This window comes from Pseudarthrobacter sp. L1SW, assembly GCF_020809045.1.
Classification (GTDB): domain Bacteria; phylum Actinomycetota; class Actinomycetes; order Actinomycetales; family Micrococcaceae; genus Arthrobacter.
Genome location: NZ_CP078079.1, coordinates 1,204,498 through 1,230,157 on the forward strand (window position 1 = coordinate 1,204,498; position 25,660 = coordinate 1,230,157).

At 65.7% G+C, this 25,660-nt stretch carries 24 protein-coding genes and 1 tRNA gene; 16 read left to right on the forward strand and 9 right to left on the reverse strand.

All coding sequences use genetic code 11. From position 1 onward, the window contains the following. Positions 1-13: 13 nt before the first annotated feature. The 7 genes from KTR40_RS05630 to KTR40_RS05660 all read left to right on the forward strand — a co-directional run bounded on the left by KTR40_RS05630 (position 14) and on the right by KTR40_RS05660 (position 7,334). Positions 14-685 (forward strand): DUF501 domain-containing protein, encoded by a 672-nt coding sequence (locus tag KTR40_RS05630; RefSeq protein ID WP_228405561.1) that lies wholly within the window; start codon positions 14-16, stop codon positions 683-685. Beyond that, complete coding sequence (locus KTR40_RS05635; RefSeq protein ID WP_228405562.1) at positions 682-1,629, forward strand: Ppx/GppA phosphatase family protein; 948 nt, start codon at positions 682-684, stop codon at positions 1,627-1,629. Before KTR40_RS05630 ends, KTR40_RS05635 begins: the two co-directional genes overlap by 4 nt. A 4-nt stretch (positions 1,630-1,633) precedes the next feature. Then, positions 1,634-3,043, forward strand: a complete 1,410-nt coding sequence (locus tag KTR40_RS05640; protein ID WP_139028496.1) for a S8 family serine peptidase — start codon at positions 1,634-1,636, stop codon at positions 3,041-3,043. A gap of 35 nt (positions 3,044-3,078) precedes the next feature. Further along, positions 3,079-4,572: an NAD(P)/FAD-dependent oxidoreductase gene (locus KTR40_RS05645; protein WP_139028497.1), complete on the forward strand. Its 1,494-nt coding sequence runs from the start codon at positions 3,079-3,081 to the stop codon at positions 4,570-4,572. Positions 4,573-4,717: 145 nt separating this feature from the next. Then, positions 4,718-5,671: an N-acetyltransferase gene (locus tag KTR40_RS05650; protein ID WP_139028498.1), complete on the forward strand. Its 954-nt coding sequence runs from the start codon at positions 4,718-4,720 to the stop codon at positions 5,669-5,671. 20 nt (positions 5,672-5,691) lie between these two features. Continuing rightward, a tRNA-Leu gene (locus KTR40_RS05655) sits at positions 5,692-5,765 on the forward strand. Positions 5,766-5,978: 213 nt separating this feature from the next. Then, entirely contained in the window at positions 5,979-7,334 is a 1,356-nt protein-coding gene (locus KTR40_RS05660; protein ID WP_139028499.1) for an ABC transporter substrate-binding protein, read from the forward strand. Between the two features lie 69 nt (positions 7,335-7,403). Here KTR40_RS05660 and KTR40_RS05665 read toward each other — a convergent pair whose 3' ends face one another. From KTR40_RS05665 to KTR40_RS05680, 4 genes are read right to left on the reverse strand one after another with little or no spacing between them, the layout of a single operon-like run. Beyond that, the gene (locus tag KTR40_RS05665) at positions 7,404-8,177 is read right to left on the reverse strand and encodes an ABC transporter ATP-binding protein (RefSeq protein ID WP_139028500.1); all 774 of its coding nucleotides are present in this window, start codon (positions 8,175-8,177) and stop codon (positions 7,404-7,406) included. Next, positions 8,174-9,244: an ABC transporter ATP-binding protein gene (locus KTR40_RS05670; protein ID WP_139028501.1), complete on the reverse strand. Its 1,071-nt coding sequence runs from the start codon at positions 9,242-9,244 to the stop codon at positions 8,174-8,176. Before KTR40_RS05670 ends, KTR40_RS05665 begins: the two co-directional genes overlap by 4 nt. Further along, positions 9,241-10,209 (reverse strand): branched-chain amino acid ABC transporter permease, encoded by a 969-nt coding sequence (locus KTR40_RS05675; protein WP_139028502.1) that lies wholly within the window; start codon positions 10,207-10,209, stop codon positions 9,241-9,243. The genes KTR40_RS05670 and KTR40_RS05675 overlap by 4 nt, the downstream gene beginning before the upstream one ends. Before the next feature lie 9 nt (positions 10,210-10,218). Further along, entirely contained in the window at positions 10,219-11,502 is a 1,284-nt protein-coding gene (locus tag KTR40_RS05680; RefSeq protein ID WP_139028503.1) for a branched-chain amino acid ABC transporter permease, read from the reverse strand. A 359-nt stretch (positions 11,503-11,861) separates the two neighbouring features. Here KTR40_RS05680 and KTR40_RS05685 point away from each other — a divergent pair, with 359 nt between their 5' ends. Then, the gene (locus tag KTR40_RS05685) at positions 11,862-12,788 is read left to right on the forward strand and encodes a Bax inhibitor-1/YccA family protein (protein ID WP_228405563.1); all 927 of its coding nucleotides are present in this window, start codon (positions 11,862-11,864) and stop codon (positions 12,786-12,788) included. Positions 12,789-12,882: 94 nt separating this feature from the next. Here the strand turns inward: KTR40_RS05685 and galK are convergent, their stop codons facing one another. Together galK and galT are read right to left on the reverse strand one after the other, a co-directional pair. Next, positions 12,883-14,070, reverse strand: a complete 1,188-nt coding sequence (gene galK, locus KTR40_RS05690; RefSeq protein WP_228405564.1) for a galactokinase — start codon at positions 14,068-14,070, stop codon at positions 12,883-12,885. Continuing rightward, the gene (galT, locus tag KTR40_RS05695) at positions 14,067-15,221 is read right to left on the reverse strand and encodes a galactose-1-phosphate uridylyltransferase (RefSeq protein ID WP_228405565.1); all 1,155 of its coding nucleotides are present in this window, start codon (positions 15,219-15,221) and stop codon (positions 14,067-14,069) included. Before galT ends, galK begins: the two co-directional genes overlap by 4 nt. A gap of 103 nt (positions 15,222-15,324) precedes the next feature. On the opposite strand from galT, the gene KTR40_RS05700 reads away from it, so the two are divergent. From KTR40_RS05700 to KTR40_RS05715, 4 genes are read left to right on the forward strand one after another with little or no spacing between them, the layout of a single operon-like run. Continuing rightward, entirely contained in the window at positions 15,325-16,284 is a 960-nt protein-coding gene (locus KTR40_RS05700; RefSeq protein WP_228405566.1) for an aldose 1-epimerase family protein, read from the forward strand. Positions 16,285-16,323: 39 nt separating this feature from the next. Next, positions 16,324-17,658: an AI-2E family transporter gene (locus tag KTR40_RS05705; protein ID WP_171058948.1), complete on the forward strand. Its 1,335-nt coding sequence runs from the start codon at positions 16,324-16,326 to the stop codon at positions 17,656-17,658. Positions 17,659-17,661: 3 nt separating this feature from the next. Beyond that, a complete protein-coding gene (gene ilvA / locus KTR40_RS05710) occupies positions 17,662-18,900 on the forward strand; it encodes a threonine ammonia-lyase (RefSeq protein ID WP_228405567.1) in 1,239 nt (412 codons plus the stop codon). An 8-nt stretch (positions 18,901-18,908) separates the two neighbouring features. Continuing rightward, entirely contained in the window at positions 18,909-19,526 is a 618-nt protein-coding gene (locus tag KTR40_RS05715) for a rhomboid family intramembrane serine protease (protein ID WP_139028509.1), read from the forward strand. Between the two features lie 72 nt (positions 19,527-19,598). Here KTR40_RS05715 and greA read toward each other — a convergent pair whose 3' ends face one another. Both greA and KTR40_RS05725 read right to left on the reverse strand, forming a co-directional pair. Continuing rightward, positions 19,599-20,093 carry a transcription elongation factor GreA gene (greA, locus tag KTR40_RS05720; RefSeq protein WP_104997209.1) on the reverse strand — a complete coding sequence of 165 codons (495 nt, stop codon included), beginning with the start codon at positions 20,091-20,093 and terminating at the stop codon, positions 19,599-19,601. A gap of 176 nt (positions 20,094-20,269) precedes the next feature. Continuing rightward, positions 20,270-20,722 (reverse strand): DUF4307 domain-containing protein, encoded by a 453-nt coding sequence (locus tag KTR40_RS05725; RefSeq protein WP_139028510.1) that lies wholly within the window; start codon positions 20,720-20,722, stop codon positions 20,270-20,272. A 125-nt stretch (positions 20,723-20,847) separates the two neighbouring features. Between KTR40_RS05725 and mca the strand changes: the two genes are divergently transcribed. Both mca and KTR40_RS05735 read left to right on the forward strand, forming a co-directional pair. After that, on the forward strand, positions 20,848-21,753 hold the full coding sequence (gene mca / locus KTR40_RS05730; RefSeq protein WP_139028511.1) for a mycothiol conjugate amidase Mca: 906 nt from the start codon (positions 20,848-20,850) through the stop codon (positions 21,751-21,753). A 163-nt stretch (positions 21,754-21,916) separates the two neighbouring features. Beyond that, on the forward strand, positions 21,917-22,261 hold the full coding sequence (locus tag KTR40_RS05735; protein ID WP_228405568.1) for a hypothetical protein: 345 nt from the start codon (positions 21,917-21,919) through the stop codon (positions 22,259-22,261). Between the two features lie 58 nt (positions 22,262-22,319). On the opposite strand, the gene KTR40_RS05740 is transcribed toward KTR40_RS05735, so the two are convergent. Next, positions 22,320-23,066 (reverse strand): hemolysin III family protein, encoded by a 747-nt coding sequence (locus tag KTR40_RS05740; protein WP_370633174.1) that lies wholly within the window; start codon positions 23,064-23,066, stop codon positions 22,320-22,322. A 152-nt stretch (positions 23,067-23,218) separates the two neighbouring features. Here KTR40_RS05740 and KTR40_RS05745 point away from each other — a divergent pair, with 152 nt between their 5' ends. Further along, positions 23,219-23,980, forward strand: coding sequence for an isoprenyl transferase (locus KTR40_RS05745; RefSeq protein WP_139028783.1), 762 nt, complete (start codon positions 23,219-23,221; stop codon positions 23,978-23,980). A 239-nt stretch (positions 23,981-24,219) separates the two neighbouring features. Beyond that, positions 24,220-25,638 (forward strand): PhoH family protein, encoded by a 1,419-nt coding sequence (locus tag KTR40_RS05750; protein ID WP_228405569.1) that lies wholly within the window; start codon positions 24,220-24,222, stop codon positions 25,636-25,638. The last annotated feature ends 22 nt before the right edge of the window (positions 25,639-25,660 follow it).

Consider the following 25,660-nt stretch of genomic DNA (forward strand, 5'->3'; position numbering starts at 1 on the left):
ACGGCCCGCCACAGTGGAACACAACACGGCAGCCGCCCGGGACGAATCCCGCCAACCATCAGCGCACGACCTTGAAGTCCTGAGCCGCCAGTTGGGGCGGCCGGTCCGTGATGTGGTGGAGATTCCTGCCCGCTGCATCTGCGGCAATCCGCTCGTGGCCGCCACGGCTCCCCGGCTCAGCAACGGGACCCCGTTTCCCACCACCTTCTACCTCACGCACCCGGTCATCACCTCGGCGGTGTCGCGGCTCGAGGCCGCAGGCGTCATGAATGAGATGAACGACCAGCTTGCCGGCGATGAAGAGCTGTCCGCAGCCTACCGCGCCGCCCACGAAGATTACCTCGCGGCCCGCAACGCGATCGGGGAGCGGTCCGGCATCGGCGCTGTCCCCGAGATCGACGGAATCTCCGCCGGAGGCATGCCCACGCGCGTCAAATGCCTGCACGTCCTGGTGGGGCACTCCCTGGCCGCGGGGCCCGGCATCAACCCGCTCGGGGACCAGGCGCTGGCCGCCATCAGTGAATGGTGGACGGCGGACAGGTGCTACTGCGACGGCGCCTGGGACACCACGGGTGAGGCACCTTCGAGGGACCTGAGCCGCCACGGGCCGCAGGGCCTGCCGGACATTGTGGGCCGGCCGGCCCCCGTGCGGAAATCCGCCAACACGGCAGGAGCCGCGGAGTGACACGCGTGGCGGCCATCGACTGCGGCACCAATTCCATCCGCCTCCTGATTGCCGACGTTGAACGGACCAACGGCACCGCGTCGCTCAAGGACGTATGGCGGGAAATGCGCGTGGTGCGGCTGGGCCAGGGAGTGGACGCAACGGGCGAGCTGGCACCGGAGGCGCTGGAGCGCACTTTTGCGGCAACAGCTGACTATGCTGCGCTGATCCGCGAACATGGCGCCGCCAAGGTCCGGTTTGTTGCTACCTCAGCCAGCCGCGACGCACGCAACCGGCAGGTCTTCGTGGACGGTATCCGCGACCTGCTTGGCGTGGAACCGGAGGTAATCTCCGGCGACGAGGAAGCCGCACTGTCCTTCGCCGGTGCCAGCAGCGTGCTGCCCATCCTGGACGGACACGAAGTGCTGGTGGTGGACCTGGGCGGCGGCAGCACCGAGTTCGTCCTGGGCACCGCTGCGGGAGTCACCGCCGCGAAGTCCGTGGACATCGGTTGCGTCCGCCTCACGGAACGGCACCTCCAGGACGATCCCCCCACTCCCCAACAGATAGCGGACGCTGAAGCGGACGTGGACGCAGCCATCGCCCGCGCCCGCCGCGACGTGCCGCTGGAACGTGCCACCGCCGTCGTCGGCGTGGCCGGATCCATCACCACCATCACCGCGCACGCGCTGGGACTGGCCGAGTACTCGCCTGATGCAATCCACGGCACTGAACTGCCCCTGGAAACCGTCCGGGAGGCCTCCACCGGCCTCCTGCAAATGACGAGGTCGGAGCGGGCCGCGCTGCCCTACATGCACCCGGGGCGGGTTGACGTGATCGGAGCCGGCGGGCTTGTGTGGCGGCGCATCCTCGAACAGCTGGGGGAGCTGACCGGCGGCCGCGTCGCCACGGCTACCGCCAGTGAGCACGACATCCTCGACGGCATTGCCCTGAGCATCGGCTGAGCGGATGCGGCACTTCATTCCACCGGCAACATCCCCCTTCCGCCGTGCCGCAGCTGCGGTGCTGGCCCTGATCCTGGCTGCCTGCTGCCTGTTTACCGGCCTTCTCGCGGCCCCTGCGGCGCACGCGGATGAGTGGCGGGACAAGCAGTACTGGCTGCCTGAATCGGGCATTACCAAGGCTTGGGAAGTTTCCAAGGGCGCCGGGGTGAAGGTGGCCATCATCGACAGCGGCATTGACGCGCAGCACCCGGACTTGAAGGGCGCAGTGACCGGCGGCTACGACGCCTCCGGCTCGGGCCAGCCGGACGGACAGAAGAGCGTGGGCGTCAAGCCGGAACACGGCACCCTGGTGGCCACCATGCTTGCCGGGCGCGGCCACCAGCCGGCCAGCGCCAGCCCCAGTCCGACGCCGGGCCCCGCCGGCCTGCCCCCGGAGGGAATCGTAGGAGTGGCCCCCGAAGCTGAGCTCCTGTCCGTCTCCACCTGGCTGGGCTCCACCAACCCCTCGGGGAAGAGCGACCAGGACCAGATCCCGGAGGCAGTCCGCTGGGCGGTGGACAACGGGGCAAAGGTCATCAACATCTCGCTCGGCAGCACCACTCCCCAGTGGCCGCAAAGCTGGGATGCGGCGTTCCTTTACGCCGAGCAGAAGGACGTGGTCATCGTTGCGGCCGCCGGGAACCGGGTGGGCGGCAACATCCAGGTGGGGGCTCCGGCCACCATCCCCGGCGTCCTCACGGTGGCCGGCCTGGACCGCAAGGGCGTGGCCAGTGTCGACGCGTCCTCCCAGGGCATCAGTATTGGCGTGGCCGCGCCCGCGGAGAACCTGCTGGGCGGCCTTCCGGGCGGCGGTTACGCCGAATGGGCGGGAACCTCCGGCAGTGCCCCCATCGTTTCCGGCGTGGCGGCACTGATCCGCTCCAAGTGGCCCGCCATGAGCGCCGAGCAGGTGATCAACCGGATTGTGTCAACAGCCAAGGATGCCGGGGCTCCGGGCAAGGATCCGCTGTACGGCTTCGGCGTGCTGAACGCGGAGGCTGCGCTGAAGGAGAACGTTCCGGAAGTCACTGGCAACCCGCTTGGGTCCATCGCGGAATGGATCCGCGTCCACCGCAGGGGAAACCTGGCTTCTCCCGCGCCGCTGCCCACCACCGACGTCCCCAGTGCAGTTCCTACGCTGCCCGAACCCACCGTGCCCGCAGCTGAGGCGCCGTCGAAGCGTGACAGTGCCATCGGCGCCGCCGTCGTGATTGGTTTTGCCCTGCTGTTCGTGGCCATCATCGCGGCCGCCGCGGTCCAGCTGCGCCGGGCGGCCAGGAACCCGGCCCTGCTCCGTGAGGAAGCGGAAACCGGCGTTGTGGAGATGGTGGAACCCAAGGGCAAAACCCAGATTACGGGCCGAACTCCCAGTTAGTGAAGATTTTCACAAACTGCTGTATTCTTAAACCCATGGCAACCACCCCAGAGCTCCAGGACCGTCCCAGGGTACTCGTCGTCGGCGGCGGGTACGTCGGCCTGTACGTAGCACTCAAACTGCAGAAGAAGATCGCGAATGCCGGTGGCATCGTCACCCTCGTGGATCCACTGCCCTACATGACCTACCAGCCCTTCCTCCCCGAGGTAGCCGGCGGCAACATCGAGGCCCGCCACGCTGTGGTCTCCCACCGCAAGCACCTCCAGCAGACCGAACTGATCCAGGGCCGCGTCACCTCGATCGACCACGAGAACCGGACCGCCGTGGTGGCTCCCGCCGACGGCGGGGCACCATTCGAGGTTCCGTACTTCGATGTCGTCCTGGCCGCAGGTGCCATCACCCGCACGTTCCCCATCAAGGGACTCGCGGACAAGGGCATCGGCCTGAAGACCATCGAGGAAGCTGTCGCCCTCCGCAACAAGGTCCTGGAGCGCATCGAACTGGCGTCCACCATGACCGATCCCGCTGCCCGCGCCAAGGCCCTCACCTTCGTGGTGGTGGGCGGCGGCTTCGCCGGCATCGAGTGCATCACCGAGATGGAGGACCTCGCCCGGGCCGCCGTCCGGAACAACCCGCGCATCAAGCAGGAGGAAGTCCGCTTCGTCCTGGTTGAAGCCATGGGCCGGATCATGCCCGAGGTCACCGCCAAGCAGGCCGAATGGGTTGTGGAGCACCTCCGCAGCCGCGGCATCGAGGTGCTCCTGAACACCTCGCTGGACAGCGCTGAAGGCGCCCTCAAGCTCATCAACCTGCCGGACAAGACTCCTGCCCAGGAATTCGAAGCGGACACCCTCGTGTGGACCGCCGGCGTGCAGGCCAACCCCATGGTCCGCTCCACCGACTTCCCGCTTGAGCCCCGCGGCCGCGTCCGCGTCCTCCCGGACCTGCGCATCGCCGGTGACGAAGGCATTATCGACAACGCCTGGGCTGCCGGCGACGTCGCCGCCGTTCCGGACCTCACCGGCAAGGGCCTCCCGGACGGCACCTGCGTCCCCAACGCCCAGCACGCCCTCCGCCAGGCCAAGCGCCTCGCCAAGAACCTGTGGGCCTCCCGCTGGGACAAGCCGCTCAAGGACTACAAGCACAAGAACCTGGGCGCCGTAGCCGGCTTCGGCGAGTGGAAGGGCGTTGCCAACATCAACTTGGTTGGCAGCATCGGCCTCAAGGGCGGACTCGCCTGGCTTGCGCACCGCGGCTACCACGGCCTGGCCATGCCCACGTTCGAGCGCAAGTTCCGTGTGATCCTCAACTGGATCCTCGCCTTCTTCGCAGGCCGCGACACCACGCAGCTGCTGGACCTGGACAACCCGCGCGGCGCCTTCGTGGCAGCAGCCACCCCGGCACCCAGGCCGGCGGCTGCTCCTGCACCCGCTCCGGAGCCCGCACCGGTGTCCACCGGGTCCGGTTCCTCGGCAGCGGCACCAGCCGCTGCCGACGCCAAGGAAGCGGTTGCTGCCAAGGCCAAGTAATGCCTGCGCCGCGCCCTGCTCAGTAGCGTCCGACGGCGGCTGTCCCCTTCGAGGGGGCAGCCGCCGTTTGCGTGTGGCCGGCAGGATGCGTCCGGCGTGCCGGCACTTCCCGCCAACGGCGCGGCCGGACTCCTAGACTGGCACCATGACGGGCGAAAAGAACCTCGAGGCACTGCTGGCCGGGTTGCACCCGGTACAGCGCGACGGCGAGTACGTGTACGTGCTGTGGCCCTACGGCAGGGCACTGGTGGAGGGTATCGAGGCGGCAGTCCGCGAAGCGGAAGGCCTCACGGTGGTGCTGCCCCGGGCGGTAGCGGACAAGGAAGGCCTGTCCTACGACTTCGTGGGGGCGTGGATCACCCTCGAGGTGCATTCCGCACTGGAGGCGGTGGGCCTCACCGCCGCTGTGAGCAAGGCGCTGACCGAAGCCAGGATCAGCTGCAACGTCCTGGCCGGCTTCCACCATGACCACCTGCTGGTGCCGGTCGCGGATGCTCCCCGTGCCCTGGAGGTCCTTGCCGGGCTTTCCGCGCAAAGCCGGCAGGCTCCGACGCAGACACCGCCGGAGCTGGTGCTGCGGGGCGAAACACCGTCGGACCGGGACGCTATCCTGGCCCTCACCGCCGATGCCTTTGCCGTCTCGCCGGTGACGGGGTTGCCCGTGGAGGGCGAGCCGGTGGAAGTACGGGTGCTGCGCGGGCTCTTCGAGTCCGAGGAGTACTTGCCCGAGTTCAGTGTGGTGGCGGTCCAGGACGGTGAGGTGGTGGGCCACGTTATCAGCACCCGGGGCTGGGTGGGCGAGCACCCGCTTCTGGGGCTGGGCCCCCTTGCGGTCACGCCGCGGCTCCAGCGGCACGGGATTGGTTCGGCGCTCATGAAGGAGACCATCGGCCGGGCGAACGCTGCGGGGGAGAGCGGCATCGCCCTCCTGGGCAGCCCCGCGTATTACTCCCGGTTTGGGTTTGTCCCCGCCAGCTCGCTGGGGGTCCTGCCGCCCGAGGAATCGTGGGGAGGCCACTTCCAGCTGCTGCCGCTGGCACTCTGGCCCGGCGGAATCCACGGCACCTTCCGGTACGCAGCACCGTTCTCGCTCGTTTGACGGGATACCATTGACCGGGCGCCCCAGTAGCCCAATTGGCAGAGGCAGCGGACTTAAAATCCGCGTGTTGTGGGTTCGAGTCCCACCTGGGGTACAAGAGCAGGTCCAGGGCCCGGGGAACGGAAGCCGTCCGCACGCAGCGGACGGCTTCCGGCGTTTAATTCCACATATGCAACTACTGTTATAAGGATGTGACCTCAGTCACTTATCTTCCCTGTGTATATGCATTAGCTTGAAAACTAAATCAGGAACACCTGGTTTTTTCGTGTCAAAGGCCGTTCGCACCTTTAGATCGAGGAGCTCGTAAATGACTTTATTCCCCCAGGCGGGAACCCGCGTTGCCAAGCTGACAGCGCTTGGCATCGGCGTTGCCTTCATGGCAACGGCATGCGGCGGTTCGTCCACACCTACGGCAACCGAATCTTCCGCCACCGGATCTGCAGCTGGAATCGCGTGTCCGGCAGTTGAGGGCGGCGGAGGCGCGGCCGCCAGCCAGCCTGCCGAGACCCCTTCCGTGCCGCCGTCAACCGGCACTACTGAATCTCCGCTGCGGATCGGCTCGCTCCTTCCCACCACCGGCTCGCTGGCCTTCCTTGGCCCGCCCGAAATCGCCGGCGTCAACCTCGGCATCGAGGAAGTCAACAAGGCTGGCGGCGTCCTGGGCAAGCCGGTCGAAGTGATCCACCGCGATTCCGGTGACACCAAGACGGACATCGCCACGCAGTCCACGTCCGCGTTGCTGGGCCAGGGCGTCAGCGCCATTATCGGTGCAGCATCCTCGGGCGTATCCAAGACGGTCATCAACCAGATCACCGGCGCGGGCGTTATCCAGTTCTCACCGGCCAACACCTCACCGGACTTCACGACCTGGGATGACAAGGGCCTGTACTGGCGTACAGCGCCGTCCGACGTTCTCCAGGGCAAGGTGCTTGGCAACTACATGGCCACCTGCGGCGCGCAGACTGTGGGCATGATCGTCCTGAACGACGCGTACGGCACCGGGCTGGCCAAGAACATCAAGTCGGCCTTTGAAGCGGCAGGCGGACAGGTTGTGGCGGAGGAACTCTTCAACGAGGGTGACACGCAGTTCAGCAGCCAGGTGGACAAGGTCATCGCGGCAAAGCCCGATGCCATTGCCCTGATCACCTTTGACCAGGCCAAGAGCATCGTCCCGCTGATGACGGGCAAGGGCGTCAAGCCCACGCAGATGTTCCTGGTGGACGGCAACACGTCCGACTACAGCAAGGACTTCCAGCCGGGCACCCTCAAGGGGGCGCGGGGCACCATCCCGGGCACGTTCGCCCAGGAGAACTTCAAGAAGAAGCTGCTGGCCGTCGATCCGGCACTCAAGGACTACAGCTACGCGGGCGAGTCCTATGACGCCGTGAACCTCATCTCGCTGGCAGCCGAGTCGGCGAAGAGCACCAAGGGCGTGGATATTGCGGCCAAGCTCAAGGAAGTCTCCGAGGGCGGCGAGAAGTGCACGTCCTACGCCGCCTGCGTCACGTTGATCAGGGAGGGCAAGGACGCTGACTACGACGGCCAGTCCGGTCCTGTGACCTTCTCGGACGCCGGAGACCCGACGGAAGCCTACATCGGCATCTACGAGTACCAGGATGACAACAAGTACAAGGCAGTCAAGGAAGAGTTCGGCAAGCTCTAACAGCCGTTCCTGACACACAAAGGAGCCCCCGTCCTGTTGGACGGGGGCTCCTTTGTGTGGCGGTGGGAATTACTCGACGGTGTCCGCCAGGGTTCCGAGGTAGAGCTGGATCACCTTCGGATCCTTCATGAGCTCGCGGCCGGTGCCGGTGTAGGCGTCCCGGCCCTGGTCCAGGACGTAGGCGCGGTCGCAGATCTGCAGGCAGCGCCGGGCGTTCTGTTCCACCATGATCACCGAGACGCCTGCGCGGTTGATCTCGTGGACGCGCAGGAAGGTCTCGTCCTGCTTGACGGGGGAGAGGCCTGCGGACGGCTCATCAAGCAGCAGCACGGCAGGATCCATCATCAGGGCGCGGCCCATGGCCACCATCTGGCGTTCGCCGCCGGAGAGCGAGCCGGCACGCTGCGAGCGCCGCTTGGCAAGTTCCGGGAAGAGGCCGGCCACGAAGTCGAACCGTTCGGCGAAATCCTTGGGCCGCTGGAACATGCCCATCTGAAGATTTTCCTCGATGGTCAGCGTGGCGAACACGTTGTTGGTTTGCGGGACGAAGCCCACGCCCCGGCTGACAAGCTTGTTCGCCTTCAGCCCGGTGATGTCCTGGCCGCGGACCACCACCGTGCCCGAATGGATCTTCACCAGGCCGAACATGGCCTTCAGGAGGGTGGACTTGCCGGCACCGTTAGGGCCGATGATGCCAATCAGTTCGCCTTTGCGGGCCTCGATGCTGCAGCCGTTGAGGATGTTCACTCCCGGCAGGTAGCCCGCAACAAGGTCGGTGACCTTGACGACGGACCCGCTGTCACTCACGGGCTGTGCGGCCGGTGCCGCGCTGGTGCTGCTCATTGGCTGTCCTTCCCTGTGTTGCCTGTGTCCGTGCTGCCGTGGCGGCCGTGGGGCCCGTCCGGGCGGTCCTCGTCCGCTTCCTTGGCCACAACGTCGAGCGAGATGATGCCCGCATTTTCGGTTCCGACGATCGATTCCTCGTCCGCCACAAGTTCTGCTGCCAGCTCCTTGAGGCCTTCGGAGTCACCGAGGTCGACGTCGTGGTGTGCGCCCAGGTAGGCGTCGATGACTGCGGGGTTCTTCATCACTTCACCGGGCGGGCCTTCCGCAACAACCTTCCCCTCGGCCATGACCACCACCCAGTCGGCGATGTGGCGGACCATGTGCATGTCGTGTTCCACAAACAGGACGGTCATGCCTTCGGCTTTGAGGTTCTTGATGTGGTCCAGCAGCGACTGGGTGAGGGCCGGGTTCACGCCTGCCATGGGTTCGTCAAGCATCACCAGCTTGGGCCGCACCATGAGGGACCGGGCCATCTCCAGGAGCTTGCGCTGGCCGCCGGAGAGTGACGCCGCGTAGTCGTCCTTTTTGGCGTCGAGCTTGAACTTCTCCAGCAGGACGTTGGCTTCGTCGGTGATCTGTTTCTCCCGCCCGCCCCACATGCCCTTGAACAGCGCTTTGGAAAGCCGTTCGCCGGGCTGGTTGGCAGCGCCGAGGCGCATGTTTTCCATGACGGTCAGCTTGCCCATGACCTTGGTGAGCTGGAAGGTGCGCACCATGCCCATCCGCGCCACCTTGTAGGGGGACACTCCGGCCAGGCTCTTGCCTTCGAACTGCCACTTGCCGGTGTTCGGCGTATCAAAGCCGGTGAGCAGGTTGAAGAGGGTGGTTTTGCCTGCGCCGTTGGGTCCGATCAGCGCCGTGATCTTGTGGCGGGGGATTTCGAGGTACTCGACATCCACGGCGTTGATACCGCCGAAACTGCGCGTCACGTTCTCCGCCACGACGATAGGATCACGCTTCTTGCAGCCGGGTGCTGCTTCACCCGCCGCGATGGGCCGGGTGTCGGTCATGTAGTCCACGCCAGCCTCACTGGCGGCTGCGGGTTCTTCGCTGTGCATGCTCATGCGAACGCCAGCTCCTTCTTGTTTCCAAAGACGCCCTGGGGCCTGAAGATCATCAGCAGCATCAGGGCGACGCCAACCAGGATGTAGCGCAGCTGCCCGGCCTGGACCGTATTCAGCCACGTGATGGCCCCCGACTCGATCAGGCCGTAGAGGATGCCCTGGGTCAGGGACAGGACAACCCAGAAGATCATGGCGCCGATGACCGGTCCGAGCACGGTGCCAAGGCCTCCCAGCAGGAGGCACGTATAGAGGAAGAACGTCAGCTCCGTGCCGTAGTTGGCCGGCTGCACCGCTCCGCGGGGGAGGGTGAAGACCATGCCGGCGAGTGCGCCGAGGACGCCACCGATAATAAGTGCCTGCATCTTGTAGGCATAAACGTTCTTGCCCAGCGAACGGACAGCGTTCTCGTCCTCGCGGATGCCCTTGAGGACGCGTCCCCACGGGCTGCGCATCAGCAGCCATACCAGGGTGCAGCAGAGGGCAACCAGTGCCCAGCCCACCACGCGGATGAAGAAGTCACGGTTGTTCATGCCGAAGTAGGAGCCATCGGGGAACGGGTTCATGGCGTAGAACCCGCCTTCGAAGGCCGCCAGCCCGTTGGCTGATCCAGTCACCGAGGTGAGCTGGTTGGTGGTGACGATGTACCGGACAATTTCCGCCGCTGCGATGGTCACGATGGCGAGGTAGTCTGCCCGGAGCCGCAGGGTGGGAATACCGAGAAGCAGGGCAAAAATCGCCGAGGCAATGATGGCGATCAGCAGTCCCACAAAGAAGGGGACGCCGAAGGTGAGGGTGGAGATTGCGAAGCCGTAGGCTCCCACCGCCATGAAGCCGGCCTGGCCGAAGTTCAGCAGGCCGGAGTAACCGAAGTGTACGGCGAGGCCGAGCGCAGCAAGGGCGTAAGCCGCCGTCGTCGGGCTGAAAATTTCACCGGCAGCGCTGGCAAGAATGAATCCAAAGTCCATGGCTGTCTCCTAACCCACGCGCTCGCGCCGGCCCAGGATTCCCTGCGGCCGGAACAATAGGACAACGATCATGATGAACAGGGCACCTACGTACTTAAGGTCCGCAGCGAGGCCGAACACGGTGGTCAGCTCCACGAAGATGCCTACGATGACGGAACCGATCAGGGCGCCAAAGACCGTACCGAGGCCGCCGAGGGTGACGCCGGCGAAGATCAGCAGGAGGATGGCCGAGCCCATGTCGAAGGTGACGCCTGGACGGTAGTAGGCCCACAGGATCCCGCCCAGGGAGGCCAGCATGCCGCCCGTGATCCAGACGATCCGGATGACGGAGTCGACGTCGATGCCTGAGGCGGCTGCAAGGGCGGGGTTGTCGGCTACTGCACGGGTTGCCTTGCCAAGCCTGGTCTTCAGCAGCACGATGCCGATCAGGGCGATCACCACCGCACTGATTCCGAGGGACCAGAGATTGTTGGGCGAGATGGATACTGGCCCCAGCTGGATTTCGGGGCTCTGCGCGAACGGCAGTTGCTGGGTGGCGCCGCCGAAGTAGAACTGGATGACGTACCGGACAGCGAGGGCAAGGCCGATGCTGACGATCATCATGGGCACCAGGCCGGTGCCGCGCCGGCGCAGTGGCCGCCACAGCCCCCTGTCCTGGGCATATCCGAACAGGCCGCCGCCCAGGAGGGACAGGATGATCGCCAGCCAGAAGGGAAGGCCGACGGCATTGAAGGCAAACACGAGCACTGCACCCAACGTGACCATCTCGCCGTGGGCGAAGTTGGTCAGGCCGGTGGTACCGAAAATCAGGGAAAGACCCACCGAGGCGAGGGCAAGGAGAAGGCCGAAGCTCAGGCCGGCCACGAGGCGGTTGAGCAGGTTTTGGCCGAAGTCCTGTTGCTGCACCACGATGCCCTTGCCGAAGGCGAAGATGACCGACAGGTTCGAGGTCTGGCTGAAGGTGACCTGGCGGGGGTTTTCCTGGCCTTCAGCCAGCTTGATCCCCTCGGGAAGGGTCGATTCGTCCAGCTCAACGGTGTAGGTGCCCTGATCGGGCACCCCGATGTTCCAGGCTCCGTTCGCGGACGACTTGGCCGTACCGGTGAAGCCGTCCTTCTTGGCCGTGATGGTCACATCCGCCAGGGGTGCGCGGGTGTCATCGCGGAGGAATCCACTGATGTTGTTTTGGAATGTCTGGTTCGACGGGGATGGTGTCGGAGACGGGGAAGTGGCCTGCGATGCCGGTGCTGCCACGAGAAGGATCGCCAGGATGGATGCGCTAATGGCTCCCATTAATCTCAGCAACCCGCGGCGTCCTCCGGCCGGCCGGCCTTGGGGTGTACTTCTCAAATTGAAAAACCTCCACTTGGGGGGCGGTCTCGGCTGCGCCATTGCAGCCGCTGCGAACGGATACAGGGATAGGATGGTGCCGTGCCGGCACCCCGCCACATGTGTGAGGTCCGTCACCCTGCTTGGCTTATGCTACAGCGCTGACGGTGCGCGGTATGCCGCGGTTCAGGCGCCGATTGTAGCGATCGGATAACAACTCCGTGGCCGGCGTGGGGGCGGGGAACTTTCAGAGGTGCAATTACGTGAGAATTGGTACCGTAAACCTTAAGGTTTCAACACATCCCCAACGGAGGAATCCAGTAATGGCACTTGGCGGCAACCCGATCTTCAACGGAAAGAACTTCCGTGGAGCCACCCAGGCACCGCCTGTCCCGCAGGCTCCTTACGGACACGCGCCCTACGGCCAGCAGCCGTACGGGCAGGCATCGTACGGCCAGCAGCCGTATGGCCAGCAGCCGTATGGCCAGGCCCCTTACGGCCAGCAGGGCTACGGACAGCAGCCCATGACTGACGAGCAGTTGCGGCAGATGTACAGCCAGCCTGCTGCGGGTCCGGCGGACACCGGCAGGATGACGTTCGACGACGTCATCGTCAAGACGGCTGCCTGCCTGGGCTTTGTTGTGCTGGGTGCGGCTGTCACGTTGACTGTCAGTTTGGGGCTGGCCTCGATGCTGATGATCGTCGGTGCGCTCGGCGGGTTCGTCCTTGCGCTGGTCAACACCTTCAAGAAGCAGCCGTCACCGGCGCTGATCCTTGCCTACGCAGGCCTTGAAGGCCTCTTCCTGGGCGGGCTCACCCGCGTCCTGGACACCATGTACCCGGGAGTGGGGCTCCAGGCTGTCGTCGGCACGCTGTCCGTTTTCGCCGTGACGCTCCTCCTTTTCAAGAGCGGCAAGGTACGCGCCACACCAAAGGCCATGAAGTTCTTCATGATCGCCTTGGTTGGTTACGCACTGTTCTCCGTGGTGAACCTCGTCATGATGATGACGGGCCTGACCACGGAACCCTTCGGGCTGCGAAGCGGCATCATCGGCGTCGTTATCGGCATCCTGGCCATCGGCCTCGCGGCATTCTCACTGGTCATGGACTTCACCAGCATCGAGGAGGGTGTCCGCAGCGGCGCTCCCCAGCGCTTCTCCTGGACGGCCGCATTCGGCCTGACGGTCACGCTGGTATGGCTCTACGTCGAAATCATCCGCCTGCTGGCCATCCTGCGCGGGGACGAATAACGCACCAGGCGGCTGCCGCCGTCGTACGTTCCTAACAGTTGAGGGCCCCACCATCCGGTGGGGCCCTCAACTGTTAACCGCACTCCGGCAGGTGCTAGGCGATGCGCCGGGCCCCGGCCGCGGGTGAGACCGTGAAGATGTCCGGCGCCTTATAGCCGGCATCCGCGAATGCCGTGGCGACGGCGTCACGCACCCTTTGCTCCAGTGCCACGGGAGTGAGTGCGATGGCCGCTCCGCCAAACCCGCCCCCGGTCATCCGGGCACCGATGGCGCCGCCGGCGCGGGATGCATCCACTGCCAGGTCCAGTTCGGGGCAGGAGATCTCAAAGTCGTCCCGCATGGACGCGTGGCTGGCGTCCAGCAGGGGACCGATCGCGGCAGGCCCTTGGTTTGCGAGGAGCTCCACGGTCTGGAGCACGCGGTCGTTTTCCGTGACCACGTGGCGTACGCGGCGGAACGTGACTTCATCCAGGAGGCCGCTGGCTTCCTCCAGGTCGCCCACCTGCACGTCACGGAGCGCCTTGACCCCCAGCACCTCCGCGCCGAGTTCGCAGGATGCGCGCCGGGAGGCGTAACCGCCGTCGGCATGCGAGTGCGAGACCTTGGTGTCGATCACGAGCATCACCAGGTCCGCCGGCCGCGTCTCGAAGGGAACCAGGCGTACGTTCTGGTCCCGGCAGTCCAGGAAGACTGCGTGGCCCTCCGACCCGCGGAGCGAGGCGGACTGGTCCATGATCCCCGTGGGAGCGCCGACAAATTCGTTTTCGGCACGCTGCGTGGCCAGCACCATTTCCTGGGCCTCCAGTCCCGCCCCGGCCAGGTCGTTCAGCGCCGAGATGACAGCACATTCGATCGCGTGGGAGGAGGACAGCCCCGCACCCAGGGGGACGTTTGAGTCCAGCAGCAGGTCAACGCCCGGGACCGTGACGCCACGTTCCTTCAGGGCCCACATCACGCCGAGGGGGTACTTGGTCCATCCTTTGGCTGAGCCCGGCTCCAACGAATCCAGCGTGGTGCTCACCAGGCCCTGGTCGCCGTAGGTGGAGAGAAGGCGCACCGAGGAATCGGGGCGGACCCTGATGGCCACCCGGGCAGTGCGGTCGATGGCGAAGGGCAGGACGAAGCCTTCGTTGTAGTCTGTGTGCTCGCCGATAAGGTTGACCCGCCCCGGGGCCTGCCAGATTCCGTCTGGAGCGCTGCCGAACTCCCGCGAAAACCGTGCCGCCAGGTCCTCGGTCCCGGCAGGTGCGCTCGCGGTCAGGGGATCTGGTGCGGAGTTCAAGCGTGGGCTCCTTCAGGTGCAGCTGCCGGGACAGCGGGGGTCGTGGAAGGCGGAAGGGTCACCGCGCGGAGACGCTCGGCCACGCTTTCCGGGGTGGTGTCATTGATGAAGGCGCCCATGGCCGCCTCCGATCCTGCCAGGTACTTCAGCTTATCGGCCGCCCGCCGGGGGGAGGTCAGCTGGAGGTGGAGGTAGCCGGCGGGCCGCAGCACCGGATCCAGGGGAGCCTGGTGCCAGGCGGAAATGTACGGGGTGGGCGTGGGGTAGAGGCCGTCCACCCGCCGGAGGAGGTCGAGGTAGACGGAAGCGAGTTCGTCCTTCTCCTCACCGCTCAGCGTAGCCAGGTCCGGGACCTGGCGGTGGGGCACCAGGTGGATTTCGAGCGGCCACCGGGCGGCGAAGGGGACATACGCGCTGAAATTCTCCCCTTCCAGGACCATCCTGCTGCCGTCCTCCCGCTCGGAACGCAGCAGGGAGCCGGTGAGGGTGGCGGTGCCGCCCTTCGCATCGTAGAACCTTCGTGCCGCGGCCCCGAGGACGCCTGCGCGCGGGGTGATGTACGGGTAGGCGTAGATCTGGCCGTGGGGGTGGTGGAGTGTTACGCCGATGTCCGCGCCGCGGTTTTCGAATGGGAAGACCTGTTTGATTCCGGGCAGCGCGCTCAGGGCCTCCGTGCGCTGCGCCCAGGCTTCGATGACGGTGCGGGACCGCTCCTCGCCCAGTTCGCTGAAGGATCCGGTGTGTGAGGGGGTGAACGCCACTACCTCACAGCGCCCGTACGCCGGCCCCTTGGTACCCCAGGATGGCTCGTCCGGTATCGGTCCCAGCGCAGGGCCCAGCGAAGGGAAGCGGTTTTCAAACACCACAACGTCGTAGTCTGAGGCCGGAATTTCAGAAGGGTTGCTGGGGGTGGTGGGGCAGATAGGGCACTGGTCCGCAGGCGGGAGGTGGGTGCGGGTCTGCCGGTGCGCCGCGACGGCAACCCATTCGTCCGCCAGCGCGTCGTAGCGGATCTCGCCCGGTTCTCCCCGCGGGGGGAGTCCCCGGTGGTCCGTGGTGAATTCGGCGGAGCGCGGCTTGGGAGTCGCGGCGTCGTCGAAATAAATGAGCTCCCTGCCGTCGGAGAGCCTGGTGCTCGTGATAGCTGTCATGCAAGAAAGTGTGACACGTTCGCTCAAAAAAGAATAGTTAACAACAAAATCTAACATCAGCGGGTGCTGCCGGCAGGGGTCCGGCCGGGGTACGGTGTTGCCCATGACTTCCAGTTCTCCCCATGAATCCAACAGCGCGCCCGCCCTGCGGGGCTGTGCCACCGGCAGGCAGTATGAGCTCCGCCGGGGCGATGCCCTGGCCGTGGTCACCGAGCTTGCCGCCGGCCTGCGGTCTTTCACCAGGGGAGGAACGCTCCTGACCGAGACTTACGGCGACGACCAGATCGCACCGGGCGCCGCAGGCATCACCCTGGCTCCTTGGGCCAACCGCGTCGAGGACGGCAAGTGGTTCCTGAACGGGAAAAAGCAGCAGCTGGACATCACCGAGGTGGCCAGGAATAACGCCAGCCACGGACTGCTGCGCAATTCGGCCTATGCCCTTGTGGACGAGTCGGAGCACTCCGTCACCTTGGAGGCCACCATCTTTCCGCAGCACGGGTACCCCTTCCTGGTGCGGCACCGCGTGCAGTACCAGCTCGGGGAGGACCTGGGGCTGGTGGTCCGCCAAACCCTGCTCAATGATGCCAAGGAGCCCGCGCCCTTCGTCCTGGGCGCCCATCCTTATCTGCGGCTCGGCGATACGCCCGTCGAGGAGCTGGTGCTGACCGTTGCTGCCGGCACGCGCCTGGTTGCCGACGAACGCCTCATTCCGCGCAGCACCGCACCGGTGCAGGGGGATACAGACTTTCGGGCGGGGTTGAACATCGCGGCGCTCGCGGTGGACGTGGCGTTGACGGGCTTGCACTTCGAAGCGGGGAAAGCGCGCCACACGCTCGCGGCAACGGACGGCCGGCAGGTGAGCCTTTGGCAGGACGAAGCATGCCAGTATGTCCACGTCTTCGTCAGCACGGAGTACCCGGGACGCAGCCGGGCGGTGGCCGTTGAACCGATGACCGGGCCGGCCAACGCCTTCAACTCCGGTGATGGCCTGCGCTGGCTGGACCCCGGTGAATCCTTCACCATCGAGTGGGGGATTGACTACACTCCGGGCAGAGAAGGGTAGCGGTTTCCGAATAGGCCGCGGCTGGGGAAGTATTAGGCTATGACGCCAGCAGAGGATGCCGCTACCTCCCCCAGCCCTTCGCCAGGCCGGCAACTGCCTGCCACGAACCAGCCCCTGAGGGTCCTTGCGGACCGTGAACTGGACCGGGACATACCCTACGGCGTGCGGATCGCGGCGTCCTGGGCCTGGCGAGTGGGCCTGATCCTCCTGGTGGGAGGTGCGCTGGTCTGGCTGCTGAGCAGGATCAGCTTCCTGATCATCCCGGTGATGGTGGCTGCCCTGCTGGCGGGACTCCTGAGTCCGGTGGTGGGATGGCTCAAGAAACAGCGGCTGCCGTCCGGGCTGGCTGTTGCCATCACCGTGCTGGGCTTCATCGGCCTGATCGCAGGGTCCCTGGCGTTGGTGGGCAGGCAGTTGGTCGCGGGGTTCGGCGAACTCTGGTCCGAGGCGCTCACCGGCGTCAAGCAGATCCAGGACTGGCTGGCTGACGGGCCGCTCCATGTCACGGCGGACCAGATGGACCAGTACCTGAAGGAGGCCACCGCCGCCCTGCAAAGCAACACCAGCAGCATTGTCAGCGGGGCCCTGTCCTTCGGGAGTACGGCGGGGCACTTTGCCGCCGGCCTCATCCTGGCGCTGTTCATCCTGATTTTCTTCCTGTTGGAGGGGGACCGGATCTGGGCGTTCCTGGTCCGTTTGCTCCCCAGGAAGGCCAGGGCGGCAACGTTCGGGGCCGGGCGCAAGGGCTGGGCATCAATGGTCAGCTACGCACGGATCCAGATGTTTGTTGCGTTCGTTGACGCTGTGGGCATCGGCGTGGGCGCCGCGATCATCGGCGTCCCCCTGGCGCTTCCCTTGAGCGTGCTCGTCTTCATCGGTTCCTTCATCCCGATCGTGGGCGCCCTGGTGACCGGCGCAATCGCAGTCCTCCTTGCCCTGGTGGCGAACGGCCCCATCAATGCCCTGATCATGCTCGGCATCGTGCTGCTCGTCCAGCAGCTGGAAAGCCACATCCTCCAGCCGCTCGTCATGGGCAAGGCCGTCGCCCTGCACCCGGTGGCGGTAATCCTTTCGGTGGCCGCGGGGTCCTACCTTGCCGGCATCCCGGGCGCCCTCTTCTCGGTGCCCATCCTCGCCGTCGCAAACACTGCCATTCGCTACATCGCCGCCAGAACGTGGGAACATGAACAAGTGCCGGCATTGACCGGAGAGCCTTTGACGGCGGGCGCCGGAGTGGACAACACCATCCGGGATGTCCAGCCGCCCGCAGCACTCAAACGCGGCAAGGGCGCCGCCGCCGGCACAACAGCAGAACAACCTGATGCCCCTCCCGCTGCGGATGGGGGCGCCGGGGCCGAATCCAGAGGAGAATAGTCCGTGAACATCCTTGAAACCCTTCCCGTCACGCTGGACGATGTCCTGGAGGCGCAGAAGCTGCTCGACGGGATTATTGCGCGGACACCGGTGGAATCATCCCGCGCCCTTGGGGCCATGGTTGGCGGGGATGTCTACTTCAAGTGCGAAAACCTCCAGCGGGCCGGATCGTTCAAGGTCCGCGGCGCGTACGTGCGCATGGCAAGGCTTTCCCCCGAGGAAAAGAAGCGCGGAGTGGTGGCCGCTTCGGCAGGCAACCACGCCCAGGGAGTAGCCGTTGCGGCCAAGAGCCTGGGCATCAAGGCCCGCATCTACATGCCGCTCGGCGTAGCGCTGCCCAAGCTGGCCGCCACCCGCAGCCACGGCGCCGAAGTAATCCTGCACGGCCACAACGTGGATGAGGCGCTCGCGGAGGCCCAGCGCTACAGCAACGAGACGGGAACCGTTTTTGTCCACCCCTTCGACAACGTGGACGTCGTCGCGGGCCAGGGCACACTCGGCCTGGAAATCCTCGAGCAGGTTCCCACCGTGGACACCATCCTCATGGGCGTCGGCGGCGGCGGGCTCCTGGCCGGGGTCGCCGTCGCCATCAAGGCCAGGGCCAAGGAACTGGGGCGGAACATCCGCATCATCGGGGTGCAGGCCGAAAATGCCGCCGCCTATCCTCCGTCCCTCGCCGCCGATGCCCTGGTGCCCCTGAAGAAGGTCTCCACCATGGCTGACGGCATCGCCGTCGGCCGGCCCGGGCAGCTGCCCTTCAGCATCATCCGTGAACTTGTGGATGATGTGGTGACGGTCAGCGAAGACTCCCTGGCGCGTGCGCTGATCTTCCTGCTGGAGCGGGCCAAGATGGTGGTGGAGCCGGCCGGTGCGGTTGGCGTGGCAGCGCTGATGGACGGCAAGATCGAGAACCCGGGAACCACGGTGGTGGTCCTTTCCGGCGGCAACATCGACCCCATGCTTATGCTCAAGGTCATCCAGCGGGGCCTTTCCGCGGCCGGGCGCTACATGACCGTCCGCATGATGCTCGATGACCGCCCCGGTTCCCTGGCCACCATCGCCAGGATCATCGCGGAGAACGATGCCAACGTCACCGGCCTGGACCACACCCGGGTGGGCGGCTCCATCAGCATGGGGGACGTGTCCATCACGGTGAACCTGGAAACCAAGGGCCACGAGCATGGGGAACAGGTGCTCAGCGCCCTCCGTGCCGAGGGCTTCCAGCCCATTGTGGTGCACTAGGACGCTCCGTGGCCGGACTGACGGGAAACGGAAGCTTCGGGCAGCGGCGGACGGTTGCTGCCCGGGCCAAGGGCGGGCTGCTGGTACTGGGCAGCTTCGTGGTGCTCCTCTTTGTCATCGAACTCTTCAACATGGTGATGCTGCGCTCGCTCAACGCGACGTTCGGACTCCGGCCCAGGAGCGCCGACGGGCTGCTGGACATCTTCACCTTCCCGCTCCTGCACGCGAACCTGAACCATCTCCTCTCCAACAGCCTGCCGCTGATCATCTTCGGTTTCCTGGTGTTCCTCTCGGGCCTCCGGGTATTCCTGACTGCCCTGGCCTTCAGCTGGCTGGGCTCAGGCCTCACCGTTTGGCTGATTGGCGACGGCGGCATCACCGTGGGCGCGTCAGGCCTGGTCTTCGGCCTGTTTGCCTTCCTCCTGGTCCGGGGATTCATTAACCGCAGCTGGCGGCAGATCCTCCTGGCCGTGGTCCTCTTCATGGGATACGGGAGCATCCTGCTGGGGATCCTGCCCATCGTGGCGGGATCGATCTCGTGGCAGGCGCACCTCGGCGGGGCGGCCGGGGGAGTGGTGGCCGCCCTGCTGCTTCGCCGCCGCACCCGGGTCATGGGCCCGCCCTAGGTTCCTGCCGCTTAAAAGCGGAACGCCGGCCGTCCCTTGCGGGGCGGCCGGCGTTTCCTCGAAACAGGACGGCTATGCAGCGTAAGGCTTGGCGGAGAGGATCTCCACCTTGATGTCCTTGCCGTTGGGTGCCACGTAGCTGAGGGTTTCGCCTTCCTTGTGTCCAAGAATGGCGGCCCCCAGGGGCGACTTTTCGCTAAACACGTCAAGATCGGAATCGCCGGCGATTTCGCGGGAACCGAGCAGGAAAGTTTCTTCGTCTCCGGCGATCCTGGCGACGACGATCATGCCGGGCTCCACAATTCCGTCGTCCGCGGGGGCCGCGCCAACGTGGGCGTCGCGGAGCAGCGCTGTCAGCTGGCGGATGCGGGCCTCGATCTTGCCCTGCTCCTCCTTGGCTGCATGGTAGCCGCCGTTCTCCTTGAGGTCACCCTCTTGCCGGGCTGCTTCAATCTTCTGGACGATCTCTGCCCGGCCAGCGCCGGAAAGGTGGTCCAGCTCTGCCTTCAGGCGGTCAAAAGCTTCCTGGGTGAGCCAGGCTGCAGCTGCGCTGTTGGTGGTAGACACGGACTTCTCCTCTAGTGGTCCTACATGCAAAAGACCCCGCCACGGTGGCCACTTGTGGAACAGTAACCAGCTCAGCGGGGTAAAGGTATGCCTCCATTGTAGTCAATCCCTTGGAGTTAACCCAACAAGGAAGCGGTGCACGTCACATACTCCGGCCGTCTTTTCCGGGCCCTGGCTTACGCGCCGGCAGCCCAGCAGCTGTCCACAACGCCGGAGACGGAAAGCGATTCCGTGCGTACGGCCACCCGCTGCGCGACTGTGCGCCCGCCGTCGGCTGTTCCGTTGGCCTGTGCGGGCGGAATGTCCACAACCTTCCACCCCACCACCGCGAACTTGGCATCAAGTGCTTTGACCGCACACTTGACGGCGGTTCCGGGCTCCCGCGTCACCTGGAAGTCGACCTCCGCAAGCGTGGCGTCGGTGGTGCTGTAGCCGATGTCCTTGAACGAGACGTCGGACAGGGACTGGGAGGTGGAAACCCAGGCCAGGAACCCGATTCCTGCGGCCAGCGCCGCCCCGCCGATGGCGCGCCTGGCGCCGGGCTTGAGCGTGCGCTTTTTAGCACCATAGCGATTGGCTAGGCTAGTGTCTGCGGGCGCGGATTGGGCCGGCTGGTCCGGGGAAGTCACCAGACCAGTTTAGTGCCCTTTCCGGGCGGAGGCCTGCTGGCCCCAGCCCCGGGTCAGCCTCCGCCCGCCCAAGTAATCCGTCCAGCGCCCACAGGCAGCAGAAAAGAACAAGGAGCCGTCCTTCGATGACAGCGTCCAGCACCTCACCGGCGCCGCTACGGCTGCTCGCAGTCCACGCCCACCCGGACGATGAGTCCAGCAAGGGCGCTGCGACGATGGCCAAATACGCCGCGTCGGGCGTCGACGTCCTGGTAGCCACGTGCACCGACGGCTCCCGGGGGGACATCCAGAACCCTGCAGTCGAGGGGGAACCGCACCCCAAGCGGGACATGGCAGGCGCCCGGCGCCTGGAAATGGAACGGGCAGCGGCCATCCTGGGCATCAGGCAGCGGTGGCTGGGCTTCGTGGACTCGGGCCTGCCCGAAGGTGACCCGCTTCCGCCCCTTCCCGCCGGGTCGTTCGCCACTCTGCCCCTGCACCACGCTGCGGCACCCCTGGTGCGGCTGGTCCGGTCCTTCAAGCCGCACGTCATCCTCAGCTACGACGAAAACGGCGGGTACCCCCATCCGGACCACATCATGGCCCACCGGGTGGCAGTGGAAGCTTACGAATCCGCCGGTGACGGCTCCCGCTACCCGGACGCAGGTGAGCCCTGGGAACCCAGCAAGCTCTACTACGACAGGGCATTCAGTCCGGAGCGGTTCCGGGCGCTGCATTTTGCCCTGGAGGAGGCCGGCCTCCAGTCTCCGTACGCTGAAAGACTGGCAGCCTGGCTGGAATCGGACGCCGAGGGCCACACTCCGCCTCCCGCCACCCATCCCACCACCACCCAGGTGGACTGCGGGGATTTCTTCGAAGTACGCGACGACGCCCTCCGGGCCCACCGGACCCAGGTGGACCCGCTGGGGTTCTTTTTTGCCGTCTCGCCCGAGATGCAGCGCCGGGCCTGGCCGTGGGAGGACTACTCCCTGATCCACTCCAGGGTTCCCTCGGAGCTCCCCGAGCGCGACCTGTTCGCGGGGCTAAGATAGAAGCAACCGGCAATTTCTATGCCCCGTAGAAGATGCGTCCTATAAAAGAAAACATCCGTAGAAGACACGTCCTGTAGAAGATTGCCGCCTAGAAGAATTGGGCCCGGCGCCTCGCCGTCCCGGCCGCGGCCGCTGCCACCCGCACCACAGAAGGTATACAACCGTGCATTATCTGCTCCTCAGTTTGGCCACCACCCCTACGCCCTTGCCTTCGCCGACGCTGCGTGAGGGGATCTCCGAGGACCAGGTAACCCCGGGGCTGTGGGGGTTCATCATGACGGCCTTCTTCGTCATCGCCACCACCTTGCTGATCGTGGACATGGTGCGCCGCATCCGGAGGGTGCGGTACCGCGCGCAGGCGGAGGAGGAGCGGCTGGCGGCCGCGGCCGCTGCCGACGTGGAGGCGGCGGACGCCGCCGAGCGTGCGTCCGGCGGGCAGGGGCCTGGCACCGTACATGGAACGTCCGACGGCGGGACCGGGCCCGTGCAGGGGGACCAGCGCCACTGACACAGCGGCACCTGCCGCGGCGCGGGTAGCCGCCCCCGGTTCCGCCGGGGGCGGCCGGCTAGCTGAGGACAGCCATGGCTATGGCCGTGAAGTGCGCCGCGAAAGCCACCACGGTCAAGGCGTGGAACAGCTCGTGGAAGCCAAAGTGGTGGTAGCTGATGTTCGGCTTTTTCAGCGCGTAGAACACAGCGCCAGTGATGTACAGGATGCCGCCCACGCAGATGAGGACAGCGGCCGGAATGCTCGCCTGGAAGAACTGCGGCAGGTAGAAGAGTGCGCCGCAGCCCAGGGCGATGTAGATGGGTACGTAGAGCCAGCGCGGGGCATCCGTCCACAGCAGCCGGAACAGTACCCCGAGGATGGCCCCGGACCAGATGACCCACAGCAGGAGGACCGCCTGGGGCGGCTCCAGCAGGGTCCAGGCCAGCGGCGTGTAGCTGCCGGCGATCACCAGCATGATGTTCGTGTGGTCCAGGCGCTTGAGGACGATCTTCACCCGGGGCGACCAGTTGCCGCGATGGTACACCGCGCTCACTCCGAACAGGAGGACGCCCGTGGCCGCGTAAACGGCGGACGTGATTTTTCGGTCCGTCGTGGGGGCAAGCACCACCAATACGATTCCAGCCACCAGGGCGAGCGGCGCGGTGACTGTGTGTATCCACCCCCGCCATTTCGGCTTGATCATCAGGAGCTCGGCCAGCCGGACGGCGGCCTCGTCCACCGCGCTCGTTTCGTGGCCGGCCTTCGCGCTGCTGCTCTCTTTGCGGTGCGGCGTCCGCGGGGCGTCCGGGGTGTCGCTGTTCATGCTCCCAGAATAACCTACGGCGCAGTAAGTTACCGGTGAGTAGGTAGGGCGCTGGAGGGTGTTGCAGCGAACGCCGGCAGGTCCTGGCCGCTTCGGACGGTAGCCTAGGATGTGGCAAGTAGGTAGAGCAAGGAAGTCAGGTGAGTGAGCGCGTGGAGCTGCCCGGGTTCCTCTACGGCTTCTACGAGCGCAGGCTGCTCAAGGACCTTCCCCGCGACCGGATACCCCGCCACATCGGCGTGATGGTGGACGGCAACCGCCGCTGGGCGAAGCAGTTCAATGCGCCAACCAGCCAGGGCCACCAGGCGGGCGCAGACAAGATCCACGAGTTCCTTGGCTGGTGCCAGGAGCTTGGGGTCAAGGTGGTCACCCTGTACATGCTGTCCACGGACAACATGAACAGGTCCAGTGAGGAACTGGACCTGCTTATGGGCATCATCGCCAACACCCTTGACCGCCTGGACGAGGACGCCAACATCTCCGTCCACGCAATGGGCGCGCCGGAGCTCCTTCCGGACTATCTGGCGGAACGGCTCAACAAACTGACCGCGCGGACGCCCGTCAAGGAGAAGATCCACGTCAACGTGGCCGTGGGTTACGGCGGCCGCCGGGAGATCGTCGACGCCGTACGCGAGCTCCTCCACGACGCCGTAGCCCGGGGAGCGGACATCTCCCAACTGGCGGACGACCTCTGCGTGGACGACATTTCCCGGTTCCTTTACACCCGCGGCCAGCCGGACCCGGACCTCGTGATCCGCACGTCGGGTGAGCAGCGGCTCTCCGGCTTCCTGATGTGGCAGAGCGCCTACAGCGAGTTCTACTTCTGTGAGGCCCTGTGGCCCGCATTCCGCAAGGTGGACTTCCTGCGCGCCCTCCGCGATTACGCCGGCCGGCAGCGCCGCTTCGGCTCCTGACATGTCCGGTTAATTACGAGTTCACAGTCCCGCAACAGGAATCGCCACGTAATGGTTGCGGAAATTACTTGGCGTGGATTTACGTTATATCCATCAGCAGGCAAAACCGCCGGCTGATCGGGGAGGCCAGTACATGGAGCGAAACATCGCACCGGTTGTATGGGAGGCCGGACCCGGCCTCGTGGCCGAGCCGCCTCACCAATAACAAATCCGGGCTGGCGCCCGGGGCTGGAGTCGATGTGGCTACTTCTGAACAACTGCCCGAGGTCCTTTTCGACCAGGGAGAGAAAGCTACCTCTCGCGCCATGCGAGCCACCACACAAACCGGTGCGGCAGAAGATGCTGCGGCCGGTTTTGCTGTCTCCGGAAGGGAAGCCACCATTAACACCTTCGTCATTGACACCTCCGTCCTGCTCTCCGACCCCCGTGCGCTGCTCCGCTTTGCGGAACACGAGGTGATTGTGCCGGTGGTGGTCATCACGGAACTCGAAGCTAAACGGCACGATCCGGAACTGGGCTACTTCGCCCGGAAGGCGCTCCGGCTCCTGGACGACCTCCGGGTCAAGCACGGCGGACTCAACCAGCCCATCCCCATCGGTGAGGACGGCGGCTCCCTGATGGTGGAGCTCAACCACATATCCTCGGACGTCCTTCCGCTGGGATTCCGCAGCGGTGACAATGACAGCCGGATCCTCGCAGTGGCGAAGAACCTCGCCAATGAGGGCCGCAACGTCACCGTGGTGTCCAAGGATCTTCCGATGCGCGTCAAGGCCTCCGCCATGGGCCTCACGGCCGACGAATACCGCAACGAGCTGGTGAAGGATTCAGGCTGGACCGGCGTCGCCGAAGTTGAGGTCGGTGAACAGGAGATCTCCACGCTGTACGGCCACGAGCCCGTCTTCATCCCCGCCGCCGCAGAGATGCCGGTCAACACCGGGTTGGTGCTGCTGTCCAACCGCGGTTCCGCGCTGGGCCGGGTGGGCGCAGACAAGCAGGTCCGGCTCGTCAAGGGCGACCGCGACGTGTTCGGGCTCCACGGACGGTCCGCGGAGCAGCGGCTGGCCATCGACATGCTGATGGATCCCGCCGTCGGCATTGTCTCCATCGGCGGCAGGGCAGGCACCGGCAAGTCCGCACTTGCCCTGTGCGCGGGCCTGGAAGCGGTGCTGGAACGCCGCGAGCACCGCAAGGTCATCGTGTTCCGTCCCCTCTACGCCGTGGGCGGCCAGGAACTGGGCTACCTGCCCGGCTCCGAGTCCGAAAAAATGAACCCTTGGGCACAGGCGGTTTTCGACACCCTCGGCGCACTGGTCAGCCAGGAAGTAGTGGAGGAGGTCATGGACCGCGGCATGCTCGAGGTCATGCCCCTCACCCATATCCGCGGACGCTCCCTCCACGACGCCTTCGTGATCGTCGACGAAGCCCAGTCCCTGGAAAAGAACGTCCTGCTCACCGTCATGAGCCGCATGGGCCAGAACTCGAAGATCGTCCTGACCCACGACGTCGCCCAGCGCGACAACCTCCGCGTCGGACGCCACGACGGCATCGCCGCCGTCGTCGAAACCCTGAAAGGACACCCGCTCTTCGGCCACATCACCCTGACCCGCTCCGAACGCTCGCCGATCGCAGCACTGGTGACAGAACTGCTCGAAGGATAAGCCGCCTAAACAAGGGGGCCGT